Origin of the sequence: Spongiivirga citrea (assembly GCF_010671565.1) — a bacterium.
Lineage (GTDB): Bacteria > Bacteroidota > Bacteroidia > Flavobacteriales > Flavobacteriaceae > Spongiivirga > Spongiivirga citrea.
Window position 1 is genome coordinate 422,079 of record NZ_JAABOQ010000003.1, and the last position, 20,963, is coordinate 443,041.

Genomic DNA, 20,963 nt, shown 5'->3' on the forward strand with positions numbered 1-20,963 from the left:
AATGTCTAACCATCGAAAAAATAGAGCTAAAAAGCATCTCGATATCCTTTTATCCGATTTTATGGATGTTGTTGACTATTTACAGAATCAAAATAAAAGCCAGCGGCATAAAAGAGCGAAGTCGCTTCTAATAAGCTATATCGCAGATCTAAACACCCACTATCCTTCTCTTCTAAGAAAAGTACTTGAACACAAAACACTCTCCGGAATTCAGCTAAAACTAGAGCAGTTATATTACTTTCACATTCAGTCACTTTGCACTTCTAATAGTTTTCATTGTTTAATTAAACTATTTATAAAAGGGCATGATAATATGGTAGCTATGATCGATCTTATAAATGATGACCAATGGGATCTGCACTTAAAAACTACTTCTACTAGCTATAAATATTTAACTGTCGAAGATATCTTTTGTTTGCTTATTCCTAATGATTTCGAATCGCAATGTTTGGAAATCATCCGAATTATAGAAACTAAAAATACAACCCCTAATTAGTTAAAATAAAAAGCCGATACTTATTTTGTATCGGCTTTCTATTTCTTGCTTTAGCGTTAATACACTGTTCTTATTGGGAACAGATGGCGTCAATGTCTCCATCAATTCTAATTGTAGTATTGACACTACCTCCGGTACGCATATCACATATACGGCCTGGTAAATCAGTTACATTAGTAAGACGCAAATCCAGCAACGCTAAGTTGATCAATCCATCAAGAGCGCCTGGTAATTCTTGAAGATCACTGTTATTGTTTAGGTGCAGCTCTGTTAAACTTTCTATAGTGCCTATTTCATTTGGTATTGCATCCTTCTTTTTTAATAGGTTGCGGCTTACATCAAGAATTAAAAGACTCGGGAAATTACTGAATGAAACCGGTATTTCTTCCAGCTTGTTTTCTCGAATATACAGTTCCTCCAAAGCAACCAGGCGTGTAGCCATACTCCCAGAGGGGAAATCGGCTTCAGTAAGTTTATTATTAGACAATATTAACTCCCTCAAATTTTTGAGATTGCCAAGAACGATATTGACTTCTCCTTCTAATTGGTTATTAAAGAGGGATAGTTCTTCAAGCCAAACCATATTACCTACAACATCTGGAATACTGGTGAAATTATTATTTAGGAGCCATAGGTTTTTCACGCCTGTCAAACCGACTATGCTTGGTGGCAATGTGTTCAGCTCATTTTCAGAAATCAAAAACGTTTCCAGGCTTGTCAAACCAGTTAATGTATCCGGAATCGCTACAATCTTATTATTTGATAGATCGCAATACACTAATTTACCAAGATTGCCAAAGCTGTTGGGTAGGGTTGCCAATTTATTTCCATACACATTTAGGTTCTCTAGGTTTTGCAAGTTTCCTAAATCTGCAGGAAGCTCAAGTAACAATTTCTTTCCAGTAAAAGAGGGCGCACCTCTAGAACTAAGCTGAACCAAATTGGTTAATTGCGAAACGCTATTAGGAAGATATTCAAAATTATTGCCTCCGACTTTAAGAATTTCTAAGGCGGTTAAATTTCCAATTTCATCTGGTAATTCCTGAAGTACGTTCTCGTCAACGTAAATAGCTTTAAGCGAAGAAAGTTGGCCGATCTCTTTTGGAAGTAAAGACATTTCATTCCCCGTCAACTGTAAAACTTGCAGTCCATCTAATTGACCAAAAGTTGAAGGTAATAGATCAATATTCATATAACGGGCGTCTAATTGTACTACCCTTCCTGCATCAATAAAAACTCCCCCCCAACTAGCCATGGTTTCATCTGTAATGTCCCAATCAAGTCTATTGTTAGGGTTTTGCTCATAAAGATCTTTTAAAACTTCATAATCACTTTGTAAAACAGGAGTATCGTCAGTACATAATGAGTCATCATCTACTAAAATAGTTATGGGAACACCGTTGACTTCTTGTGAGCATACTTCTTCAGGTATTTCTGTGATATCGTTCTCTCGCAAATCGAGTGTATTTAGTGAAAGAAGGTTTGCTAATTCAACAGGAATGCTGGTAATCTGGTTATTTCTTAATAACAAGCTGTTTAAATTTTCAATATTGGCTATCGAAATTGGGATTTCAGTAATCTCGTTACCTTCAAAATTTAAAGACAGTATGTTCTTCATAGTGGTCAACACTGAAGGAATTTCAATTAAATTATTATTAGCTAATGATAAACTTAGAGCTAACGTCATTGATACAATTTCATCTGGTAAAGAACTGAGTTGATTGTTGTCTAAGTTTAAACTCGTTAACTTATCAAGCTGTCCCATTTCTATTGGTAATTCCGTTATGACATTATCGGATAAATTAAGTGATTGTAAACCTATTAATGAGCCTATTTCACTAGTAATATTGGGGAACTTTTTGCCTGAAATGTCGAGGCCAATAACAACACCGTCATCAGTTACCGTTACTCCTTCCCAACTTTTCATAGTGCCATCTGCAAGATCCCAATTAACCGTATTATCAGGATTTTGAAGTAATAAATTATATAATGCAACATAGTTTGGATATAAGGTTCCACAAACTGTGGTCGCATCTCTTTTGATAGTCGTCCCAATGGTTTCGAGATCGCATATTTGCTGTGGTAAGACTCCTATTTCATTTTTTGTAAAGTCTAAACTATCTAAACTCGTCATATTACCTATTTCTACAGGGACAATAACTAGTTCATTATCACTTAAATCAAGCTGTTTAATATTTTGAAGTTGTCCAATACTAGCGGGTAACCCTAAAAGTTGATTATTACTTAAATCAATTTTCTCAACGGCAACCAGTTTATTGATTCGTGAGGGCACTGCTGAAATTAAGTTACTGCTCAAGTCAAGGCGAATTAATTTGGCTAATCCCTCTATTTGAAAAGGGATGTCAGTAATTTCATTCTGACTAAGATCGAGCTCTACTAAGTTTATAAGCTGTCCAATTTCCGTGGGAATCGTGCTAATTTTATTCCCTTTAAAATTGATTTTAGCAAGTGCAGTTAAACCACTAACACTAGCTGGTATGCTTGCTATTTCATTTCCAACAAATGAGAGTTCGGTTAGTTTAAGGTTCTTGCTAATGTCAGAAGGAAAAGAAGTGATTACATTACTATCAGCTTTAAAAGAAGTTAGTTCATCAAGCTCTCCGATCTTTGCAGGTATGGTTTTAAGGCCTTTTTTAAAGAGATCAAGCTTGGTTACTTTTTCTCCCGAAGTGGTAACGCCTTCCCAGCTTTTCATGCTTAGGTCATCAAAATTCCAGTTCAAGCTATTGCCATTGTTAGCATCATAAACGGACTTTAATACCAAATAATCTGCGGGGAATTGTTGTATGCCTTCATCAATAATATCATCATCCTTGTCGCATGCTATAAGGATAAATACTAGAAATATCATGGGGGAGATTAAGCGTAAAAAAAGTCTTGTAGTTTTCATGATAAATATGTTTTATCATCAAACTTACTAGTAAACCCCAGTGAAGAAAATACTAAATAAGTATATGGGAACGAGGCCTGACTAAGTGGTCATGCTTTGTAGATAAATGGTTGAGAACCTATAGCCCAATCAACAATTCAATAATCGTGATCATTATTACTATCATTAAGCAAAGTGGTATGTATACATGAGTATCCATTTTGGCAAAGTCGGTACCTTTTACGCGCTTGAAAATTCCCAAATAGTTGAACTCCCCTATCGCTCTTAATAAAAATATTCCTGCGATAATCCAACCTAGATAGTCGTTAACTAAGGTTGGCCAATTAAAAGAGGTATCAATTCTATACCAGAAAAAGAAGCCAAAAAATAATAAGCCTAACCCAACTAAGATTGTTGCTAGAACGGGAGGTTTAAACTGATTTTTTATATTGGTTTTAGTTGGCACTGTAGTTTTAAGTGCCCATTTTCCTCCAAAGAGCCAATAAAAATGAAGCAATCCTAAAAACAAAAATACTAACCCGAGTATCGTTTTAAAAATAACGAATAGTGTCATATATATTTTATTCGCCTACAAAACGTTTATCGGCATCCATCACCTCCCCACATTTAGCACAAGTGCGTTTTTCTTTAGAGCCGTAAAAATCTTTGAAGTGTTTGAGAAAATCTTTTTCAATGTCATTTAAAGGAAAGTACACATCATGTAGTTTGTTGTTGCAGTTGTCGCAAAACCAAAGTAAACCGTCTTCTCCTTCCAGATCAACTCGTTTTCGTTCAATTACCAAACCTATAGAACCTTCGTGCCGAACTGGCGAGTGTGGAACTTTAGCAGGATGTAAATACATGTCTCCCGGCCCTAGTTTCATTGTTCTTTTCTCACCGTTTTCCTGGATATGAACTTCGATATTGCCTTCTAGTTGATAAAAAAGCTCTTCCGTTTCATTATAGTGGTAGTCTTTTCTGGCATTTGGGCCAGCTACGATCATTACGATATAATCGCCTGCATCTTTGTAGAGGTTTTTATTGCCAACCGGAGGTTTAAGAGTGTCTCGGTTTTCCTCAATCCATTTTTGCAAATTGAATGGTGCGCTGATAGCCATAACTAAAAGGTTTAGAAACCTTAAAGTTACGGCATTCAACTAATATGTAAAACCTTTATTTTTTGTAAAAAATTTGTGTGTAGTATGCCTCTCCGTCATCTCCTTTTACCACCCCAATACCAGTATGTGTATAATCATTAATCATGTTATCGTGGTGTTCCTTACTATTTATCCAAGCGTGAATAACACCATCAGCAGTTTTGTATCCCTTAGCTACATTTTCACCAGTAACCTGCGCATCTGTCATATCTTCTACTTTTAAATGGCGTGCATCAAAACTCTTGTGTGTAGCAGATCGCTCAGATAACATTTGTACTGAATGTTCTTTTGCAATTTCACTTACTTCTAAATCAAATGTAAGTTGTGATAAATCATTTTCAACACGAAAAGCATTCACGCGCTGGTGTACTTCTAAAGCCAAACGTTGATCTTCAGTAAAATTTATTGACTCTTCTTCGAAAGGAGCATCATCAGTGCTACAAGAAAAAAAGATAGGTGCAGTTGTCAGTAAAAGGCATAGTAGTGCCAATCGTGTAAATAGATTAGTCATGAGTAGGTGATTTAGGTGAAAAAAATGGGTTTGTTTTAGGTGGTGTTTTTTTAGGTCATGTTATCCATGTTGTTTTAGTTGATGTACGTTTATAAAACAACCGTTAACTAAAAAACCCTACCCTTTGTCGGATAAAAAACTTTAGGAAAAGTGGTACATTAGAGCTCAGTTTTAATTCACACCAAAAGCAATGAAAAAAATAGCTGTCCTTATCTCACTGATTTTTATAGGATTATCATGTAAAAACACAAATGAGTCAAAAACGACTATTGTTCAGAACACTACAGTAGAAAAAAATGAAATAAATCCTGAAAATAATTTCGGAATTGTTATTCATGGAGGTGCCGGAACCATCCTGAAAAAGAATATGACCCCAGAAAAAGAAGCTGCTTATAAAGCCAAATTAGAAGAAGCCATACGAGTTGGGCACGAGATTCTTAAAAATGGAGGTACAAGTTTAGAAGCCGTAGAAAAAACAATAAATATAATGGAGGATTCTCCATTATTTAATGCGGGCGTTGGAGCTGTATTCACCAATGCGGGCACCAATGAATTAGATGCATCTATCATGGATGGTAAAACCCTAAATGCTGGGGCGGCAGCTGGAGTAAAAACAGTTAAAAATCCCATTAATCTAGCCAGAGCAGTAATGAATGACTCTCCACACGTAATGCTTTCTGGCGAAGGTGCTGATACCTTTGCAAAAGAACAAGGATTAGAAATCGTTGATCCTAAATACTTTTTTACTGAGCGTAGGATGAATTCACTCAAAAACGCTCAAAAGCGAGAACAAATCGAGCTTGACCATGATGAAAAAACTTCATTTTATGATGAGGATATTAAAGATTATAAATTCGGCACCGTAGGCTGTGCAGCTCTTGACAAAAATGGGAATTTAGCGGCCGGAACCTCAACCGGAGGCATGACCAATAAGCGCTGGGGGCGTGTGGGTGATGCTCCAATAATCGGAGCGGGAACCTATGCAAATAATGCTACTTGTGCAGTGTCATCAACAGGGTGGGGTGAATATTTCATTCGCGCTATGGTTGCCCATGACATCTCTGCGTTAATGAATTATAAAGGAATGACTATTCAAGATGCCGCACGTGAAGTTATTCACGATAAAGTTGGCAGACTTGGTGGTGACGGTGGTATCGTGGCAATCGATAATAAAGGAAATATCGCAATGGAATTTAATACCGCCGGCATGTATCGAGCGCATATGAATGCCGATGGAGAATTAGTTATTGGGATTTATGAGAAGTAATTATAAATGAGTTTCCAAAACCTATTCTATTTCCTTCACGACCTCAACAAAAATAATCACAAGGAATGGATGGATGCACACCGAAAAGAGTATCACGCCGTTCGAGATTGGTATAAAAATTGGCTGGAAGCGTTGGATTCTGAATTGGCAAAAATTGATCCAAATTATTCCCATACACCTTCTAAAAAAGCGATTAACCGCATTAATAACAACTTAATGTTTCATCCCAATAAACCTGTTTATAAAGATCATTTTGGCGCTGGTGTTGATATGGTAAGGGGTGAATGTGATTTTTATATTCATCTTGGAATAAATGAATGTTTTCTTGCCAGCGGTTTCTACAAACCTGAGCCTAAAACCTTAAAAAGTATTCGTGATGCTATTGATTATAATGGTGAAGAATTAAAGAAAATCCTCAACAAAAAATCTTTTAAAAAATACTTCCCTGAACTCATGCAAGACGATATATTAAAGACCGCTCCAAAAGGTTTTGCCAAAGATCATCCCCATATCGATTTGCTAAGGCTTAAAAGTTTTGCCGTCGCGCACCCTATAACACGAGAACAGGTCTTACAGGATGATTTTATGGAATTTTTGATTGCTGTTTATAAGGAAGTTTTGCCGTTTAGGAACTATTTGAATGAGGCTGTTAGTGTTTAATTTATAAACATAAGCAATCCCTCTTTCTTTCGAACTGCATAAACCTAGAAACAACTAGTCAATATTATCAATATCTAACTGTTTTGAAACGGAAATTAACCTCCCACTAGAACTCATACCTTCTATTTTTAACTGCACTTTTTGTTGATCGAGTATAGGTATTTTAATTGTTTTTGGTTCATAATCAAGAATAACCTTTGGCAACCAATCTATTACTCCAAAATATTTAAACGCCCCAGTTTGATAGTTATAATAACCGGGATCGTAGTATTCTTCCGGACGGGAAAAACCATTCTTTACCGAGAATAGTTTAAACCCTCTATTAGTTTTTGATGAATAAAAATCATATCGTGGTACAATAGAGATAAATTTATTTCCAAAACCATCATAATAAATTGCTTGAACTTGACTTAAAGGCTTATTTAATAAATCAGACCCATTAGAAATCATGCCTCCAACATATACAGGAATAGGTACGCGTTGACCCATTGATGTTGGTGTAGGTGTTCGAGATAGCACTGTCACACTACCGCCATTAATTGAAATACGGTAACCTAATTTTATGAGATAATTTTGTAGAGTTCCTCTTCTTTTTATATCCTCGTCAGTGATTCGTTTTCCACTAACATCTGCATCGTTAATCGGGATATCAGCCTTAGGTATTCGGCTTGCAGTCAACACAACTTCATCTAATTTTGTGGCTTCTTTGGTTAAACCCTTTCCTTTTTCAGAATTTAAAAAATCACTATTCCAGTCATTATCGTTTTCGTCACTAAAATAGATGTATTGAAATGGTGCTTGTTCCTCTGCCTTCATTTCCAGAAGCTTTTGAAAGCTAATTTCTGCTTTTGGTTTTCGAAGTTTTCCTTTTTTATCTAATACCGTAATCCTTAGCGAATCCTTTTCGTACAATATTGTATTAGCCCTAATACTTTTATCTGATTTTATTTCTGAGAAAAAAAACGTTTTTGTCCTATCCCCCGAACCCCAAATTTGTTTTTCTTTAGCAGGGTCAGCATCTAATATCTTACCTGTTATTTCAATTCCTGACTCGAATGGGTACTTAGGTACTTGAATTCCTTGCCCTATTGAATTCCATTTAAATCTTCCTTGCTTGTTTAGTATCATTAAAATATCTAATTCAAACAGGTCTCCTCTGCTCAAATTGTCAAAATTTAAATCCGAGGACAGATGGGAATCATCAATATAAGTAGACGTCAAAAAAGATGTAGTTACAGAATTCTTTGGCGAGTATGCTAATGATTCTTTGGGCAGAACTGAGATACTTAAAGATATAGGGGCTGTAAGTGGTTCCTTTTTTCTCAATTCAATTATTAATGAATCTTTTGAATCATTTATTTGATAATCTACCAGGACATCATCAGCTATTCTATCTTCTATTCCAAGATCATTAAAAAATAGTCGGCTTAAAATGGGCTCTTGTAAACTGTCAAGAATTGTAATTGCATTTACCCCAAATGGTATTTCATATTTATCCAGACTAAAAACAGTCTCTTCTGATTCAATTACAATTTCTTGAATTGATAATTGGCCGTTTCTATGGATAGCAAGAGATATCGGTTTGTTAATCCACTGTTCTAATTCAGGTTTATTTACCAAAAGTTTCCCAATCATTGTATCATCAACTTGATTAAGACTAAGCAATAAACCTTTTTTCCTTGCCACAGGTAAGGCCGTAGTAATTAAAAACTCCTTCTCTTTTTTTAGTCTTAGGAAGTAGTCTCTACCATCTCTTAAATAGAAACTTATTTTCCCTAATCCGCTTTTACTCGTTGATATATTGTTTTTGACTACTTCACCCTTATCATTTACCAATTGAATATTGTTTAGCTGATAGCCCCTTCCCAAACTATCACTTACCTTAAAAGCTATTGTATTTCTTAAATTACTTACAAGGTATCCACCTTCGGGATATATTGAAAAAGCACTAGACTCCTCCTTATTACTAATTCCATATGAAAAGGCTGGTTGATCAAGGATTTTGAAATTTTGGATAAAAGGTTTTGATTCCTTAAAATTTCTCATCCAGCTTGTTTCGGCCTTTATATAGTAATCTTTATGTGCAAAACTAGAATCTATTGCAAAATTGCCGTAACCTACTCCATTCTCAATGTAAATCATTTTTCTTCCCTGAAGCTTTCCGCTATTATCAAAAATTCCAACATGTAAATTAGAACTTTTAATTGATGGTTTTTCTTCTTTCTGATCAAAAACATAAGCGGTAAACCACAATTGTTCTCCCTTGTAAAAAGCGGTTTTATTTAAATGTAAAAAAACATTCTCTCGAAGATTATCGAAGTAGTTTGCGTGTTTAATTGATAGAGGGTGCAAATCATTTTGTTGTGCGACAGTAATATGGAAAGCGAAAAACAACAACCACTGGACTAGCCTTTGGTTAATCGGCAACCTAAACCTATTCATTATTTATAGAGTTAAAGAAAATGGATGCACAACTCTTTTAACAATAAAAATAGAAATCATAGCTATACATGTTTTAGTAAAATTATGTCATTTTTAAACTCTTAAATCCTAAAATTTTCCCAACAAAAAACTAAAACCATGCTTTACTCAGTATATTTAAGTGTAGCTAGTTAATAGTTACACCTCTCCATCTACATGTTAGTGAAATAAAAAATGGTCAAATCCCTGAAAGTAGGGATGTGCACCGTAATATTTCGCGATAATTTTACATTCATTTTAACGAAAAGCGTAACTTTCAGCTTGATATACTTTTGTGGTTTTCTACATCTGTTCATCAGCTACTTAACAAACAACCCATGAAGCGAATCCTAGCCTTAGTGTTGCTCGTTGCAACCATTTTTTCCTGTAAAGAGAAGTCAAGCGAAACTGATAATCTTTTTCAATTTAAAGACTATATACATTATACTACATCTGGTAGAATATCCGTGGAGCAACCCATTCAAATAGATCTTGCAAAGGAAGTAGAAGGATGGGAAACGGGACAAACACTTGAAAGCGGTATTGTAAAAATTAGTCCATCGGTAGAAGGCACATTAAAAGCTGCTAATAAACGCTCGCTTATTTTCACGCCTACAGCTAGTTTACAATCTGATACGGAATACTCAGTTTCATTAAACCTAGGAAAAATATACAAAGACCTTCCATCGGAGTTCAAAAACTATGCTTTCAAATTCAAAACAATTGAACCGAATTTCAATATTGTTACCAATAATCTGCAGTCATATAGCAAACAGTGGCAGTATTTAGAAGGTGTTATCAAAGCATCTGATGTTATTAGTTTAGAAAATGCCAAAAAACTGGTAAGCGCTTCGCAAAACAAAAAAGGACTTTCAATTAAATTTGACGAATCAATCCAAAAATCGAATGTATTCGACTTTAAAATTGACAGCATAAAACGTGAGGTAGCGGATTCAAAAATCAATGTAAAATGGGATGGAAAAGCAATTAATGCCGAAAACGAGGGTGAAAATTCGGTAACGATTCCAGGCATCAATAACTTCACTATTGTCGACGTCGATGTAATTCAAAGTCCAGAACAATACTTGAGTATTAATTTCTCCGATCAACTAAAAAAACAACAAAATTTTGATGGGTTGGTGTCAATTTCGGGAGTAAAAAATCCCAATTATACCGTTGAGGGTAATGTACTCAAAGTATACCCTGACACTCGCGTGGTAGGCAATGTACAGGTCGATGTCTTTCAAGGAATAAAAAACTCCGACAACTATCGACTTAAAAAAGCATTTTCCGAAACGATCTCGTTCGAGGAATTAAAACCTCAGGTAAGACTAGTAACAAATGGTGTTATTCTCCCCGATTCTCAAAACCTAAAATTCAATTTTGAAGCTGTTAGTTTAAAGGCTGTTGATGTGCGTATTATTAAGATCTATGAAAATAATGTACTTCAATTTCTACAGGATAATAATTTGAATGGTGGTTATTCAAACGGTATTAAGCGTGTAGGGCGTCGCATTGCCAAAAAGACCATTCAATTGGTAAATGAAGGTGAGATTAATTCAGGAAAATGGAAAGCCTATAGCATAGATCTCGCCTCTATTTTTAATGCCGATCCTGGAGCCCTGTATCGAGTCGAACTCAGCTTTAAAAAGAAATATTCTTTGTATGCATGTGCTGACGATCAAACAGAAGATGACCAAGATAGCGCAGACTATGACGAAGACTTAACTGAAGAAGAATACTGGGATAACGTACGATATAATTATCGCAACTACAGATATAACTGGAATCAACGAGAGAATCCTTGTCATGAAGCCTACTACCATGAAGATCGTGTTGTAACTAATAATTTATTGGCATCTAATCTTGGTGTCATTGCTAAAAGAGGTACAAACAAGTCCTATTATTTCGCAGTAACCAATATTCTGACCACCGAGCCAGAAGCAAGCACAACGATTAAGCTATTTAATTATCAGCAACAAGAAATAGGATCGACTACTACTGATGCCGAAGGCCTGGCAATCTTCGATGCTGACAATTATGCTTCATTTGCAATTGCTAAAAAAGGCAGTAATACTACCTATATTAAACTTGATGATGGGAATTCATTATCGCTAAGTAAGTTCAATGTTTCGGGTAGAACACTACAACGCGGGCTAAAAGGATTTATTTATGGTGAGCGCGGTGTTTGGAGACCAGGTGATTCATTGCATTTGACCTTTATGTTAAATGACAATGCAAACAAACTGCCTAAAAAACACCCAGTTAGAATGGAAATAACGGACCCTAGTGGAAAACTCACTTACAAAAAGGTTCTTACCCAAGGAGTAAATAATTTCTACCGATTTACAGTCCCAACTGCTAGTGAAGACAAAACAGGAAATTGGAATGCAACAGTCTCAGTAGGTGGAGCGCGATTTTATAAAAGTTTAAAAGTTGAAACAGTAAAACCCAATCGACTAAAAATTAAATTCGATTTTGAAGATGAAGTGCTGTCTAATAAAAATCCGATAAATGCAGATTTAAATGTGCAATGGTTGCATGGTGCTCCGGCTAAAAATATTCGGGCTGAAGTAAAAGCTAATTTTTCATCTAGCTATACCAGTTTTGAAAAATACCCCAAATACGTATTTAACGATCCTTCTAGAAAATTCTCCTCTCAGGAAATTGTGGTTTTTGATGGTGAATTGAATGAAGAAGGTAAAGCCAAAGTAAATAAAGAGCTGAATGTAGGAAGTAATGCTCCTGGAATGCTAAACATTGCGTTCTTAACCAGAGCTTTCGAAAAAGGTGGTGATTTCTCAATTGATGCATTTAGTAAAAAATATTCCCCCTATGAATCATATATCGGCTTACGCTCACCAAAAAGTCAAGCCTATGGTTCGTATTATACTGACGAAGACACCACTTTTGATATTGTTGTAGTCGATGAAAATGGGAAACCAGTGCAGCGCAATGGTGTTGAAATAAGAGTGTATCAAGTAAAATGGCGCTGGTGGTGGAGCTCTTCGTATGATAATCTTTCTTCATACGCATCTAATAATTATCACAGACCTTTTATTACTAAAAAAGTCAATACCAATAGTAAGGGTGAAGCGAGCTTTACCATTAATGTTCCAGACGAAAATCGCGGACGGTATTTAATTCGCATATCCGATCCAAAAAGCGGTCATGCAACCGGGCGAACAACTTACTTCTACAAAAACTGGTGGAAAAGTGACTGGTCGGCAGATAAAGATGCAGCAAGCATGCTTGTTTTTTCAACAGACAAGGAAAAATATAATGTTGGCGAAACCGCTACGGTTACTTTCCCTTCCGGAACTGAAGGCCGTGCTTTGTTAAGCATAGAAAACGGGACTGAAGTATTAGAAACAAAATGGATCAAAACGAAAGAAGGAGAGACAAAGGCTACGATTCCTATCACCAAGGAAATGGCGCCAAATGTATTTATCAATCTATCATTATTACAACCACATGCAGTTACCAGTAATGATTTACCCCTACGCTTATATGGTGTAATTCCCATTTTAGTTGAAGATACAAATACTAGGCTAGAGCCTGAAATTTCTATGCCAGATGCACTACAACCTGAGCAAAAATTTACGGTTAAAGTGAGTGAAAAAAGCAAGAAAGCAATGACTTATACGGTTGCCGTTGTTGATGATGGGTTGTTGGATCTTACTCGATTTAAAACGCCAAATGCTTGGGATGATTTTTATGCTCGTGAGGCCTTAGGCGTAAAAACATGGGATATTTTTGATCATGTCATCGGTGCTTATGGTGGCAGTATTGAACAGGTTTTTGCCATTGGTGGTGGCGATGGCTCAGGTGATGGTAAAAAGAAAAAGGCCAATCGCTTTAAACCCGTCGTGAAGTATTTAGGTCCTTTCAATTTGAAAAAGGGAGAAACCAAAAGTCATACTATCACGATGCCTAATTATGTAGGTTCAGTTCGTACCATGGTGGTGGCAGGTGATGCTACCAAGTCGGCCTATGGAAATGCGCAAAAAACAACCCCGGTGAAAAAACCATTAATGGTATTGGCAACCTTACCAAGGAAATTGAGTCCGGGTGAAAAAGTAAGCCTTCCAATTAGTGTATTTGCAATGGAAGACAAGGTGAAAAACGTCAATATTAGTCTAAAATTAAGTGATGGTATTGCAGTAGTAGGTGAAAAAACTCAAAATGTTTCGTTTGCACGGCCCGATGAGAAAATGGTGTTTTTCGACTTAGATGTAAGCAAAGCAAAAGGCATTAATACCGTGCAAGTAATCGCTTCCGGAAATGGTGAAAAATCCACCTATGAAGTGGAGATCGATGTGATAAATCCGAATCCTGTTACTACTAAATTTAAAGATGTTGTATTAGAAGCGAATGCCTCTCAAAATATTTCGTTCGATACTTTTGGGGTGATAGGAACGAATGCTGCTCAAGTAGAATTCTCGACCTTACCTCCGATGGATTTTACCCGTCGTATGGAATATCTTATTCAATATCCACATGGATGCGTTGAGCAAACGACGAGTAGTGTATTTCCACAACTGTTTCTAGCAGATATTTTCGATCTCACCTATGAGAAAAAACAGAAAATGGATAAGAATATTAAGAACGGAATTAATCGCCTGGCTCATTTTCAACAACCTAATGGCGGCATGAGCTATTGGATTGGGGAGAATTCGGCAAATGATTGGGGCACCAGTTATTCTGGGCATTTCATGATTGAAGCGGAAAAGAAAGGTTATACATTACCACTTACTTTTATGAGTAATTGGATCAAATACCAAAAACAAGCTGCCCGCGATTGGAGACCAAGTTATAAGTACTACAGATCTGATGTTGCTCAGGCATATCGTCTATACACCTTAGCACTTTCAGGAAATCCTGACTTAGTATCGATGAACCGTTTAAGAGAGTTTTCTGAAATATCGAACGATGCTAAATGGCGATTAGCAGCAGCCTATGCCCTAGCCGGGCAAAAAGAAGCAGCCGACAAACTCATGGCAAAGGCAAATATCAATTTTAAGCCTGTTAAAGGTGACTATTACACCTATGGCTCTGTTGACAGAAACCGTGCAATGGCATTAGAAACAATGGTTATTTCAGGAAATAGTAAAGCCAGAGAAGTTGCAGAATATATTGCGAAAGAGCTATCAACAAATCGTTGGATGAGTACACAAACCACAGCATACAGCTTGCTAGCAATGGCAAAAATGGTAAAGAAAAACGGTGGAAAAGACCTTAACTTTACATATGTGCTAAATGAAGGGAAAAGCGAAGCTATTAGCACCAAAAGTGCCATTGCGCAACGCGAACTTGGAATTAAAATGGGAACAAACACCATAACAATTACCAATAAAAAAGCCAATATTGTGTACGCTCGGGTGGTAACAGCAGGAAAATTACCACTGGGAGAAGAGACTGTTGAAAAACGAGGCCTAAGCTTATCGGTAACTTATAGCGATGCAAAAGGAAGCCCCATTGATGTTACTAAACTGTCTCAAGGAACAGATATTTTAGCCAATATTACAGTTTCTAATTTGAAGAGAGAATCAGTAAAAGATATCGCATTGACCCAAATATTCCCATCTGGTTGGGAAATTGTAAATACACGATTTACAGCTTATGGAAATAACACAACGAATCAAGCTCGTTACACTGATATAAGAGATGATCGCGTTAATTTCTATTTCGATTTAAGTAGAAGTGGTTCTACTGCCTCTACTAAAAAGTTTAGTGTATTGTTAAATGCTGCTTACTTAGGAAAGTATTATTTACCAGGCACTCAGGCCGAAGCCATGTACGACAATGATTATTTTGTAAGGAATAAAGGGCAATGGGTGGAGATTGAGAAATAAAAAAGATTGTCCGTTCGAGCGCAGTCGAGAACTACCTCGACTTGTCTAAGATAGGTTTCGGCTGCGCTCAACCTGACAGTTTAACTAATTATCCCAAGGCTTCTTGTTTTTAGCCTTCGGCCCTTGTAAAGGTTTTCTCTTGATAAAAGAAACCTTTTTAGTAGTCACGTTCTTTTTATCCCATGGTTTTTGATTCTTGAATGCAGGTCCAGTTAGCGGACTTGGCTTTTCGGCAACAACAACCGTGTTATTAGAATCATATTTAACTGAAGGATGTGCATTTTTATAAGCTGGGCCCGTTAGTTTTTTATCTTGGGCAAATGCGAAAGAACCTATTAGAAGCGAAATTGATAAAATTGCGTATTTCATAATTTGAAGCATTAAAAATTATCAATAGTAAAATTAATACATAATAAAATGAACGCAAAATACGAATGTGGTATTTATATGAAGATAGTATCATTTTTGCTATTCAGCTTTTTTACAAGTTGCGCAACTCATACTAATATAGCAAGTGGTGATATTTATGAGGTTGTTAATGCCACCTTTAATAGAAACGGAAAACCAATAAAAGGAACGCTATACAAGAATATCATTTTAGATAAGGGAAAATCAGATAATTCCTTTCACTTAAATTGGAATGACATCTTATATCATGAAGCATTAACAGGAGCATTACCGATCCTTGATTCCGTCCCGCTTGAAAGCGAAAAACTCCTTTCACAACAGGATCTCAATTATATGAGAAAACAGGCCAGCCAAAAACAACTTAAGCAATGGGACAAAAACAGACTTTCTTCTAAGGTAGCTCTCAGTAGAAACATTAGCAAATCAAAAAGTGTGTCCTTTCCTCTTTTTTCAATCGACAGAAAAGTAGCTATTATTTATACAGCTAGCCCATCAGGAGGAGATGTTCGGATTTTAAAAAAAGTAATGGGAGAATGGAAGCTTGCCTATGGAGGAATTGCTGGATTTATAGCATGTATGTAACAAGATGAATGAATAAAATTAAAAAGTACATAGCAAAAAATAAGCTCAAAAGCATTCTTTTACTTATGAGCTTAATCGCCTATGCCTTTTGCTTACCTGAACCTCTATTTAAAGATCCAACTGCAACAGTAATCGATAGTGAAGATGGAGCGCTTCTGGGAGCCTTAATTGCTGATGATGGACAATGGCGATTTCCTTCCAACGATTCTGTTCCACAAAAATTTAAAGAATGTATAGTTCATTTTGAAGACGAATATTTTTACAAACATCCTGGGTTTAATCCTATTTCAATAGCCAAAGCACTTTCAGAAAACGTCTCTTCCGGCAAAGTAAAACGAGGTGGTAGTACCTTAACACAACAAACCATCCGATTGGCTAGAAAAGGAAAAAGCCGAACCTATTTTGAAAAGGGAATCGAGCTAGTTATGGCAACTCGATTGGAAATTAGACACTCGAAAGACAAGATTTTATCGCTTTATGCCTCGAACGCACCTTTCGGCGGAAATGTGGTTGGTTTAGATGCGGCTGCATGGCGTTATTTTGGCAGAAATACCCATGATCTTTCTTGGGCAGAGAATGCGACCTTAGCTGTTTTACCAAATGCGCCCAGCCTTATTTATCCTGGGAAAAATCAGGATAGACTGCTTAAAAAAAGAAACCGATTGCTCAAAAAATTACTCGACAAAAAGGTTATCGATAGCCTGACTTATGAATTGTCTGTTTTAGAAACATTACCTCAAAAACCATATCCTATTCCGCAGTTGGCGCCTCATTTATTACAAAAAATCGCCCGAAAGAATAAAGGAAAACGCGTAAAAACCTCAATTAAGTCTGCTTTACAATATCAGACTAATGAGGTGGTAAAAAATAATTACAATAGCTTAAAGCAAAATGAAATATATAACATTGCCGTTTTAGTGCTTGATGTAAAAACGAGAAAAGTGCTTAGCTATGTAGGCAACGCACCAACCGACAAAGCACATCAAAAAGATGTTGACGTTATCGACAAAGCAAGAAGCACAGGGAGCATTATGAAACCATTTCTATTCACATCGGTTTTAGACGCGGGTGATATGCTGCCAAATACCCTTGTTGCTGATGTTCCGACTCAAATTGCAGGTTACAATCCCGAGAACTTTAATAAAGAATTTGACGGTGCTGTTTCTGCCAGTAAAGCCTTGTCGCGTTCATTAAATGTTCCATCAGTAAGAATGTTGCAAAGCTTCGGATTAGATCGATTTTATCACTACCTAAAAAAACTAGAACTACGTGATATTAAATACAATGCCAATCATTATGGCCTATCGTTAATCTTAGGCGGAGCCGAAAGTAATTTATGGGATTTATGCAAAACCTATGCGGCATTTTCATCAACTCTAAATCACTTTAATCAAGAATCGAGCAACTACTATAGCAATGAGTTTTGCGAGCCAAGTTTTTTAGCAGAGGAGGAAATAGATTTTGGTTCCTTATCCAGAGAAAAGACCATTTTCGATGCCGGGTCAATTTACCTGACTTATGAATCGATGAAAGAAGTAAACCGGCCCGAGGAGGATGAAAATTGGGAATTTTTTGATGCTAGCAAACGAATCGCCTGGAAAACGGGAACCAGTTTTGGGTTTCGCGATGCTTGGGCTATTGGCACTACTAAAGATTATGTAGTTGGTGTGTGGGTTGGTAATGCTGATGGGGAGGGTCGACCAGGTTTAGTCGGTGTTCAAGCTGCAGCACCAATTTTATTTGACGTATTCGACTTGCTTCCTAATAGTCGATGGTTTTCGAAACCTTATGATGAAATGAGAGAAGTCCCTATCTGTACCAAAAGTGGCTATCGTGCAAGTGAATTATGCGAAGAAACGCAACAACGTTTTGTACAACTAAGCGGACTTAAAACAAAACCTTGTCCTTATCATGTCTGGGTACATTTGGATAAAGAAGAACAATATCAGATAAATTCTTCCTGCGAACCGTTGACCAATATGACCAATAAATCATGGTTTGTATTACCACCATTAATGGAATATTACTATCAACGAAAAAATCCATATTACAAACGGCTACCTAATTTTAGAAATGATTGTTTGGGTGAAAATACATTGACGATGGATTTTATTTATCCAAAAACAAATAGCAAAGTATTCTTGCCTAAAGACTTCTCGGGTGAAACAAATGAAGTTGTCTTTAAACTTGCCCATTCACAATCGGAAGCAACCGTTTTTTGGTATGTCGATGAGCAATTTGTCGGCAGCACGAAAGGGATTCATGATTTTGCAGTAAAACCAAAACCTGGTAAACATTTAATTACTGTCGTTGATGAATTTGGTAATGAAGCTAAGAGACGAATTGAGATTGGGGAATAAAAAAACCGCCCCATAGTAGGAGCGGTTTAAATTAGACATATAGAATAAGCAGCGTAGCGGCTGCGAAATTTTTATTTTTTCAATGCCTCTAGGATGTCTTTTAATAAATCATTGTCAGAAGGACCTGCTGGAGCAGCTGGCGGCTCTGGCTTCTTCATTTTATTGACAGCTTTTACGATCATAAACATTACAAAAGCTACAATGATAAAATCGATTACGTTGGTAAGGAAAGTTCCATATTCCAGCCAAACTTCTCCGACCATTTCGCCGGCTTCATTGGCGGTACCATCTTTGAGTTTCATACGTAAATCTTTAAAATCTGCATCGAAAAGTAGTCCGATTAATGGTGAAACGATTCCTCCGGTAAACGAAGCTACCAACTTGTTAAAAGCGGCACCCATGACGAAACCAACGGCAATATCTACCAGGTTTCCTTTCATGGCGAAATCTTTAAACTCGCTTAAAAATCCCATAATTATTTTAATGTTAATTGGTTTATATGACAATAAATGTAGTCAAAAAACGACTCCTTTAACAAAATTTTTGAAAAAAGAAGCTTTATCTTATCGAAGAAATGTTCGTTTTACTCGTTGAGATACCATTGTTAGCAGTTCATAAGAAATAGTCCCGATTAAGTTCGCAGCATCTTCAGCAGTGTGATCTTTATCAAATATGATGACCTCATCGCCTTCCTTACAATCAATACCAGAAATATTGACCATGATCATATCCATACAGACATTACCAATTATCGAAGCTTTTTGATTATTGATGATGACAAAACCTTTTTCATTACCAAAGTTTCGACTAATGCCATCCGCATGACCAATTGGGATAGTTGCTGTTTTTTCATATCCTTTTGAAACATACGCCCGGTTGTAGCCCACCGTTTCATTAGGTTCGATCATGTGAATTTGCGAAATTACCGATCTTAAACTCGCAACTGGTTTCAACTCTTTATTGAATTTGGGGTCATTTCCATACCCGTATAAAGAAATTCCGCAACGCACCATATCAAATTGCGCCTCGGGATAATTTAAAACCCCCGATGAATTTAGTTGATGCATCATCATTTCATAACCCAGTTTAGATTTAATCTCTGATGCAATTTTCTTGAAATTAGAAATTTGACCTAATGTGAATTCTCTTTCATTTTCATCTTCAGAAGCGGCTAAATGGGAAAAAATGGATTTTACTTTTAATTCTGGTGCAGGTTTCAGGACCTCAACAATAAAATCAACATCATTTTCCCAAAAACCAAGTCGATTTAATCCAGTATTAAATTTTATATGAACAGGATAGTTTTTCTGGTTTTGATCTTTTGCAACTTTTGCAAACGCTCTTAGAATTCTTGGAGAATACAAACTAGGTTCTAGACAACGGTCTATGATCTCTTTAAAATTAATGGGTTGTGGGTGAAGGACTAGAATGGGAGTCTCGATTCCTGCATTTCGCAAAGCAACGCCTTCATTTGTATAAGCAACCGCCAAATAATCGGCTCCTAATTCCTCCAAAAACTTAGCTACTTCAGCTGCATCGCTACCATAACCAAAGGCCTTAACGACAGCCAGTAACTTAGTTTCTGGTTTTAAAAGCGATCGAATAAATCGATAATTGTGGGCCATCGCATTTAAATCGATTTGCAGTACTGTCTCTTGTGCAGCAGCCATTAATTAGCGGACTTTTTGTTTTCAGAATCGACTTGCTCGGCATCTTTCACTTCCATATTTCGCACTTTTTGGCGAAGCATTGCTTTATAGTAGGCAGCCCGACTTAGTGGCTCATACTCTTCGGTCTCACCTAGCATCACCAACTTATCATTTTCTGCTTTTCTAAAACTGTACTGTGCTAAATTCCCTGTTCGCGTACAAACGGCGTGTACTTTGGTTACGTATTCGGCTGTAGCCATAAGATTTGGCATGGGTCCAAACGGATTTCCTTTAAAATCCATATCTAATCCAGCAACAATCACCCGAATACCTTTATTGGCGAGGTCATTGCAAACCGAGACAATCTCATCATCAAAAAACTGCGCTTCGTCAATACCAACAACATCACAATTATCAGCTAACAAACGAATATTCGCCGCAGCCGGAACTGGTGTTGAGCGTATTTCATTATCATCATGAGAAACTACTTTTTCATCATCATAACGCACATCAATCGCAGGCTTAAAAATCTCAACTTTCTGTCGTGCGAATTGCGCTCGTTTTAACCTTCGTATCAATTCTTCGGTCTTTCCAGAAAACATCGAGCCGCAGATCACTTCGATCCAGCCAAATTGCTCTTTATGATTTACGGTGTTTTCGAGAAACAT

At 36.6% G+C, this 20,963-nt stretch carries 15 protein-coding genes; 6 read left to right on the forward strand and 9 right to left on the reverse strand.

Features of this window, described 5'->3' with window-relative positions:
• Position 1: 1 nt before the first annotated feature.
• The gene (locus GWK10_RS08610) at positions 2 to 496 is read left to right on the forward strand and encodes a hypothetical protein (RefSeq protein WP_164031594.1); all 495 of its coding nucleotides are present in this window, start codon (positions 2 to 4) and stop codon (positions 494 to 496) included.
• Positions 497 to 566: 70 nt separating this feature from the next.
• Here GWK10_RS08610 and GWK10_RS08615 read toward each other — a convergent pair whose 3' ends face one another.
• The 4 genes from GWK10_RS08615 to GWK10_RS08630 form a co-directional block, all read right to left on the reverse strand.
• On the reverse strand, positions 567 to 3,407 hold the full coding sequence (locus tag GWK10_RS08615) for a leucine-rich repeat domain-containing protein (protein WP_164031596.1): 2,841 nt from the start codon (positions 3,405 to 3,407) through the stop codon (positions 567 to 569).
• A 118-nt stretch (positions 3,408 to 3,525) separates the two neighbouring features.
• On the reverse strand, positions 3,526 to 3,960 hold the full coding sequence (locus tag GWK10_RS08620) for a DUF3995 domain-containing protein (RefSeq protein WP_164031599.1): 435 nt from the start codon (positions 3,958 to 3,960) through the stop codon (positions 3,526 to 3,528).
• 7 nt (positions 3,961 to 3,967) lie between these two features.
• On the reverse strand, positions 3,968 to 4,504 hold the full coding sequence (locus GWK10_RS08625) for a 3-hydroxyanthranilate 3,4-dioxygenase (RefSeq protein WP_164031601.1): 537 nt from the start codon (positions 4,502 to 4,504) through the stop codon (positions 3,968 to 3,970).
• Positions 4,505 to 4,559: 55 nt separating this feature from the next.
• Complete coding sequence (locus GWK10_RS08630; protein ID WP_164031603.1) at positions 4,560 to 5,054, reverse strand: CAP domain-containing protein; 495 nt, start codon at positions 5,052 to 5,054, stop codon at positions 4,560 to 4,562.
• Between the two features lie 190 nt (positions 5,055 to 5,244).
• Here GWK10_RS08630 and GWK10_RS08635 point away from each other — a divergent pair, with 190 nt between their 5' ends.
• Together GWK10_RS08635 and GWK10_RS08640 are read left to right on the forward strand one after the other, a co-directional pair.
• Positions 5,245 to 6,321 (forward strand): isoaspartyl peptidase/L-asparaginase family protein, encoded by a 1,077-nt coding sequence (locus GWK10_RS08635; protein ID WP_164031605.1) that lies wholly within the window; start codon positions 5,245 to 5,247, stop codon positions 6,319 to 6,321.
• A gap of 6 nt (positions 6,322 to 6,327) precedes the next feature.
• Positions 6,328 to 6,981 (forward strand): DUF2461 domain-containing protein, encoded by a 654-nt coding sequence (locus tag GWK10_RS08640; protein ID WP_164031607.1) that lies wholly within the window; start codon positions 6,328 to 6,330, stop codon positions 6,979 to 6,981.
• A gap of 54 nt (positions 6,982 to 7,035) precedes the next feature.
• Here the strand turns inward: GWK10_RS08640 and GWK10_RS08645 are convergent, their stop codons facing one another.
• Positions 7,036 to 9,423 carry a hypothetical protein gene (locus GWK10_RS08645; RefSeq protein ID WP_164031609.1) on the reverse strand — a complete coding sequence of 796 codons (2,388 nt, stop codon included), beginning with the start codon at positions 9,421 to 9,423 and terminating at the stop codon, positions 7,036 to 7,038.
• A gap of 356 nt (positions 9,424 to 9,779) precedes the next feature.
• Here GWK10_RS08645 and GWK10_RS08650 point away from each other — a divergent pair, with 356 nt between their 5' ends.
• Entirely contained in the window at positions 9,780 to 15,296 is a 5,517-nt protein-coding gene (locus GWK10_RS08650; protein ID WP_164031611.1) for an alpha-2-macroglobulin family protein, read from the forward strand.
• Positions 15,297 to 15,380: 84 nt separating this feature from the next.
• Here the strand turns inward: GWK10_RS08650 and GWK10_RS08655 are convergent, their stop codons facing one another.
• Entirely contained in the window at positions 15,381 to 15,665 is a 285-nt protein-coding gene (locus GWK10_RS08655; protein WP_164031613.1) for a hypothetical protein, read from the reverse strand.
• Positions 15,666 to 15,713: 48 nt separating this feature from the next.
• Between GWK10_RS08655 and GWK10_RS08660 the strand changes: the two genes are divergently transcribed.
• Positions 15,714 to 16,286: a hypothetical protein gene (locus GWK10_RS08660; protein WP_164031616.1), complete on the forward strand. Its 573-nt coding sequence runs from the start codon at positions 15,714 to 15,716 to the stop codon at positions 16,284 to 16,286.
• A gap of 65 nt (positions 16,287 to 16,351) precedes the next feature.
• Positions 16,352 to 18,646, forward strand: a complete 2,295-nt coding sequence (gene pbpC / locus GWK10_RS08665; protein ID WP_394351655.1) for a penicillin-binding protein 1C — start codon at positions 16,352 to 16,354, stop codon at positions 18,644 to 18,646.
• Positions 18,647 to 18,717: 71 nt separating this feature from the next.
• Here the strand turns inward: pbpC and mscL are convergent, their stop codons facing one another.
• The 3 genes from mscL to GWK10_RS08680 all read right to left on the reverse strand — a co-directional run bounded on the left by mscL (position 18,718) and on the right by GWK10_RS08680 (position 20,963).
• Positions 18,718 to 19,119, reverse strand: a complete 402-nt coding sequence (gene mscL / locus GWK10_RS08670; RefSeq protein ID WP_164031620.1) for a large conductance mechanosensitive channel protein MscL — start codon at positions 19,117 to 19,119, stop codon at positions 18,718 to 18,720.
• Positions 19,120 to 19,209: 90 nt separating this feature from the next.
• The gene (gene alr, locus GWK10_RS08675) at positions 19,210 to 20,316 is read right to left on the reverse strand and encodes an alanine racemase (RefSeq protein ID WP_164031622.1); all 1,107 of its coding nucleotides are present in this window, start codon (positions 20,314 to 20,316) and stop codon (positions 19,210 to 19,212) included.
• The gene (locus tag GWK10_RS08680) at positions 20,316 to 20,963 is read right to left on the reverse strand and encodes a thymidine kinase (RefSeq protein ID WP_164031624.1); all 648 of its coding nucleotides are present in this window, start codon (positions 20,961 to 20,963) and stop codon (positions 20,316 to 20,318) included. Before GWK10_RS08680 ends, alr begins: the two co-directional genes overlap by 1 nt.

Coding starts and splice junctions, on each gene's coding strand:
- GWK10_RS08610 (WP_164031594.1), top strand. CDS start 2: ATGTCTAACCATCGAAAAAATAGAGCTAAAAAGCATCTCGATATCCTT.
- GWK10_RS08615 (WP_164031596.1), bottom strand. CDS start 3,407: ATGAAAACTACAAGACTTTTTTTACGCTTAATCTCCCCCATGATATTT.
- GWK10_RS08620 (WP_164031599.1), bottom strand. CDS start 3,960: ATGACACTATTCGTTATTTTTAAAACGATACTCGGGTTAGTATTTTTG.
- GWK10_RS08625 (WP_164031601.1), bottom strand. CDS start 4,504: ATGGCTATCAGCGCACCATTCAATTTGCAAAAATGGATTGAGGAAAAC.
- GWK10_RS08630 (WP_164031603.1), bottom strand. CDS start 5,054: ATGACTAATCTATTTACACGATTGGCACTACTATGCCTTTTACTGACA.
- GWK10_RS08635 (WP_164031605.1), top strand. CDS start 5,245: ATGAAAAAAATAGCTGTCCTTATCTCACTGATTTTTATAGGATTATCA.
- GWK10_RS08640 (WP_164031607.1), top strand. CDS start 6,328: ATGAGTTTCCAAAACCTATTCTATTTCCTTCACGACCTCAACAAAAAT.
- GWK10_RS08645 (WP_164031609.1), bottom strand. CDS start 9,423: ATGAATAGGTTTAGGTTGCCGATTAACCAAAGGCTAGTCCAGTGGTTG.
- GWK10_RS08650 (WP_164031611.1), top strand. CDS start 9,780: ATGAAGCGAATCCTAGCCTTAGTGTTGCTCGTTGCAACCATTTTTTCC.
- GWK10_RS08655 (WP_164031613.1), bottom strand. CDS start 15,665: ATGAAATACGCAATTTTATCAATTTCGCTTCTAATAGGTTCTTTCGCA.
- GWK10_RS08660 (WP_164031616.1), top strand. CDS start 15,714: ATGAACGCAAAATACGAATGTGGTATTTATATGAAGATAGTATCATTT.
- pbpC (WP_394351655.1), top strand. CDS start 16,352: ATGAGCTTAATCGCCTATGCCTTTTGCTTACCTGAACCTCTATTTAAA.
- mscL (WP_164031620.1), bottom strand. CDS start 19,119: ATGGGATTTTTAAGCGAGTTTAAAGATTTCGCCATGAAAGGAAACCTG.
- alr (WP_164031622.1), bottom strand. CDS start 20,316: ATGGCTGCTGCACAAGAGACAGTACTGCAAATCGATTTAAATGCGATG.
- GWK10_RS08680 (WP_164031624.1), bottom strand. CDS start 20,963: ATGTTTCTCGAAAACACCGTAAATCATAAAGAGCAATTTGGCTGGATC.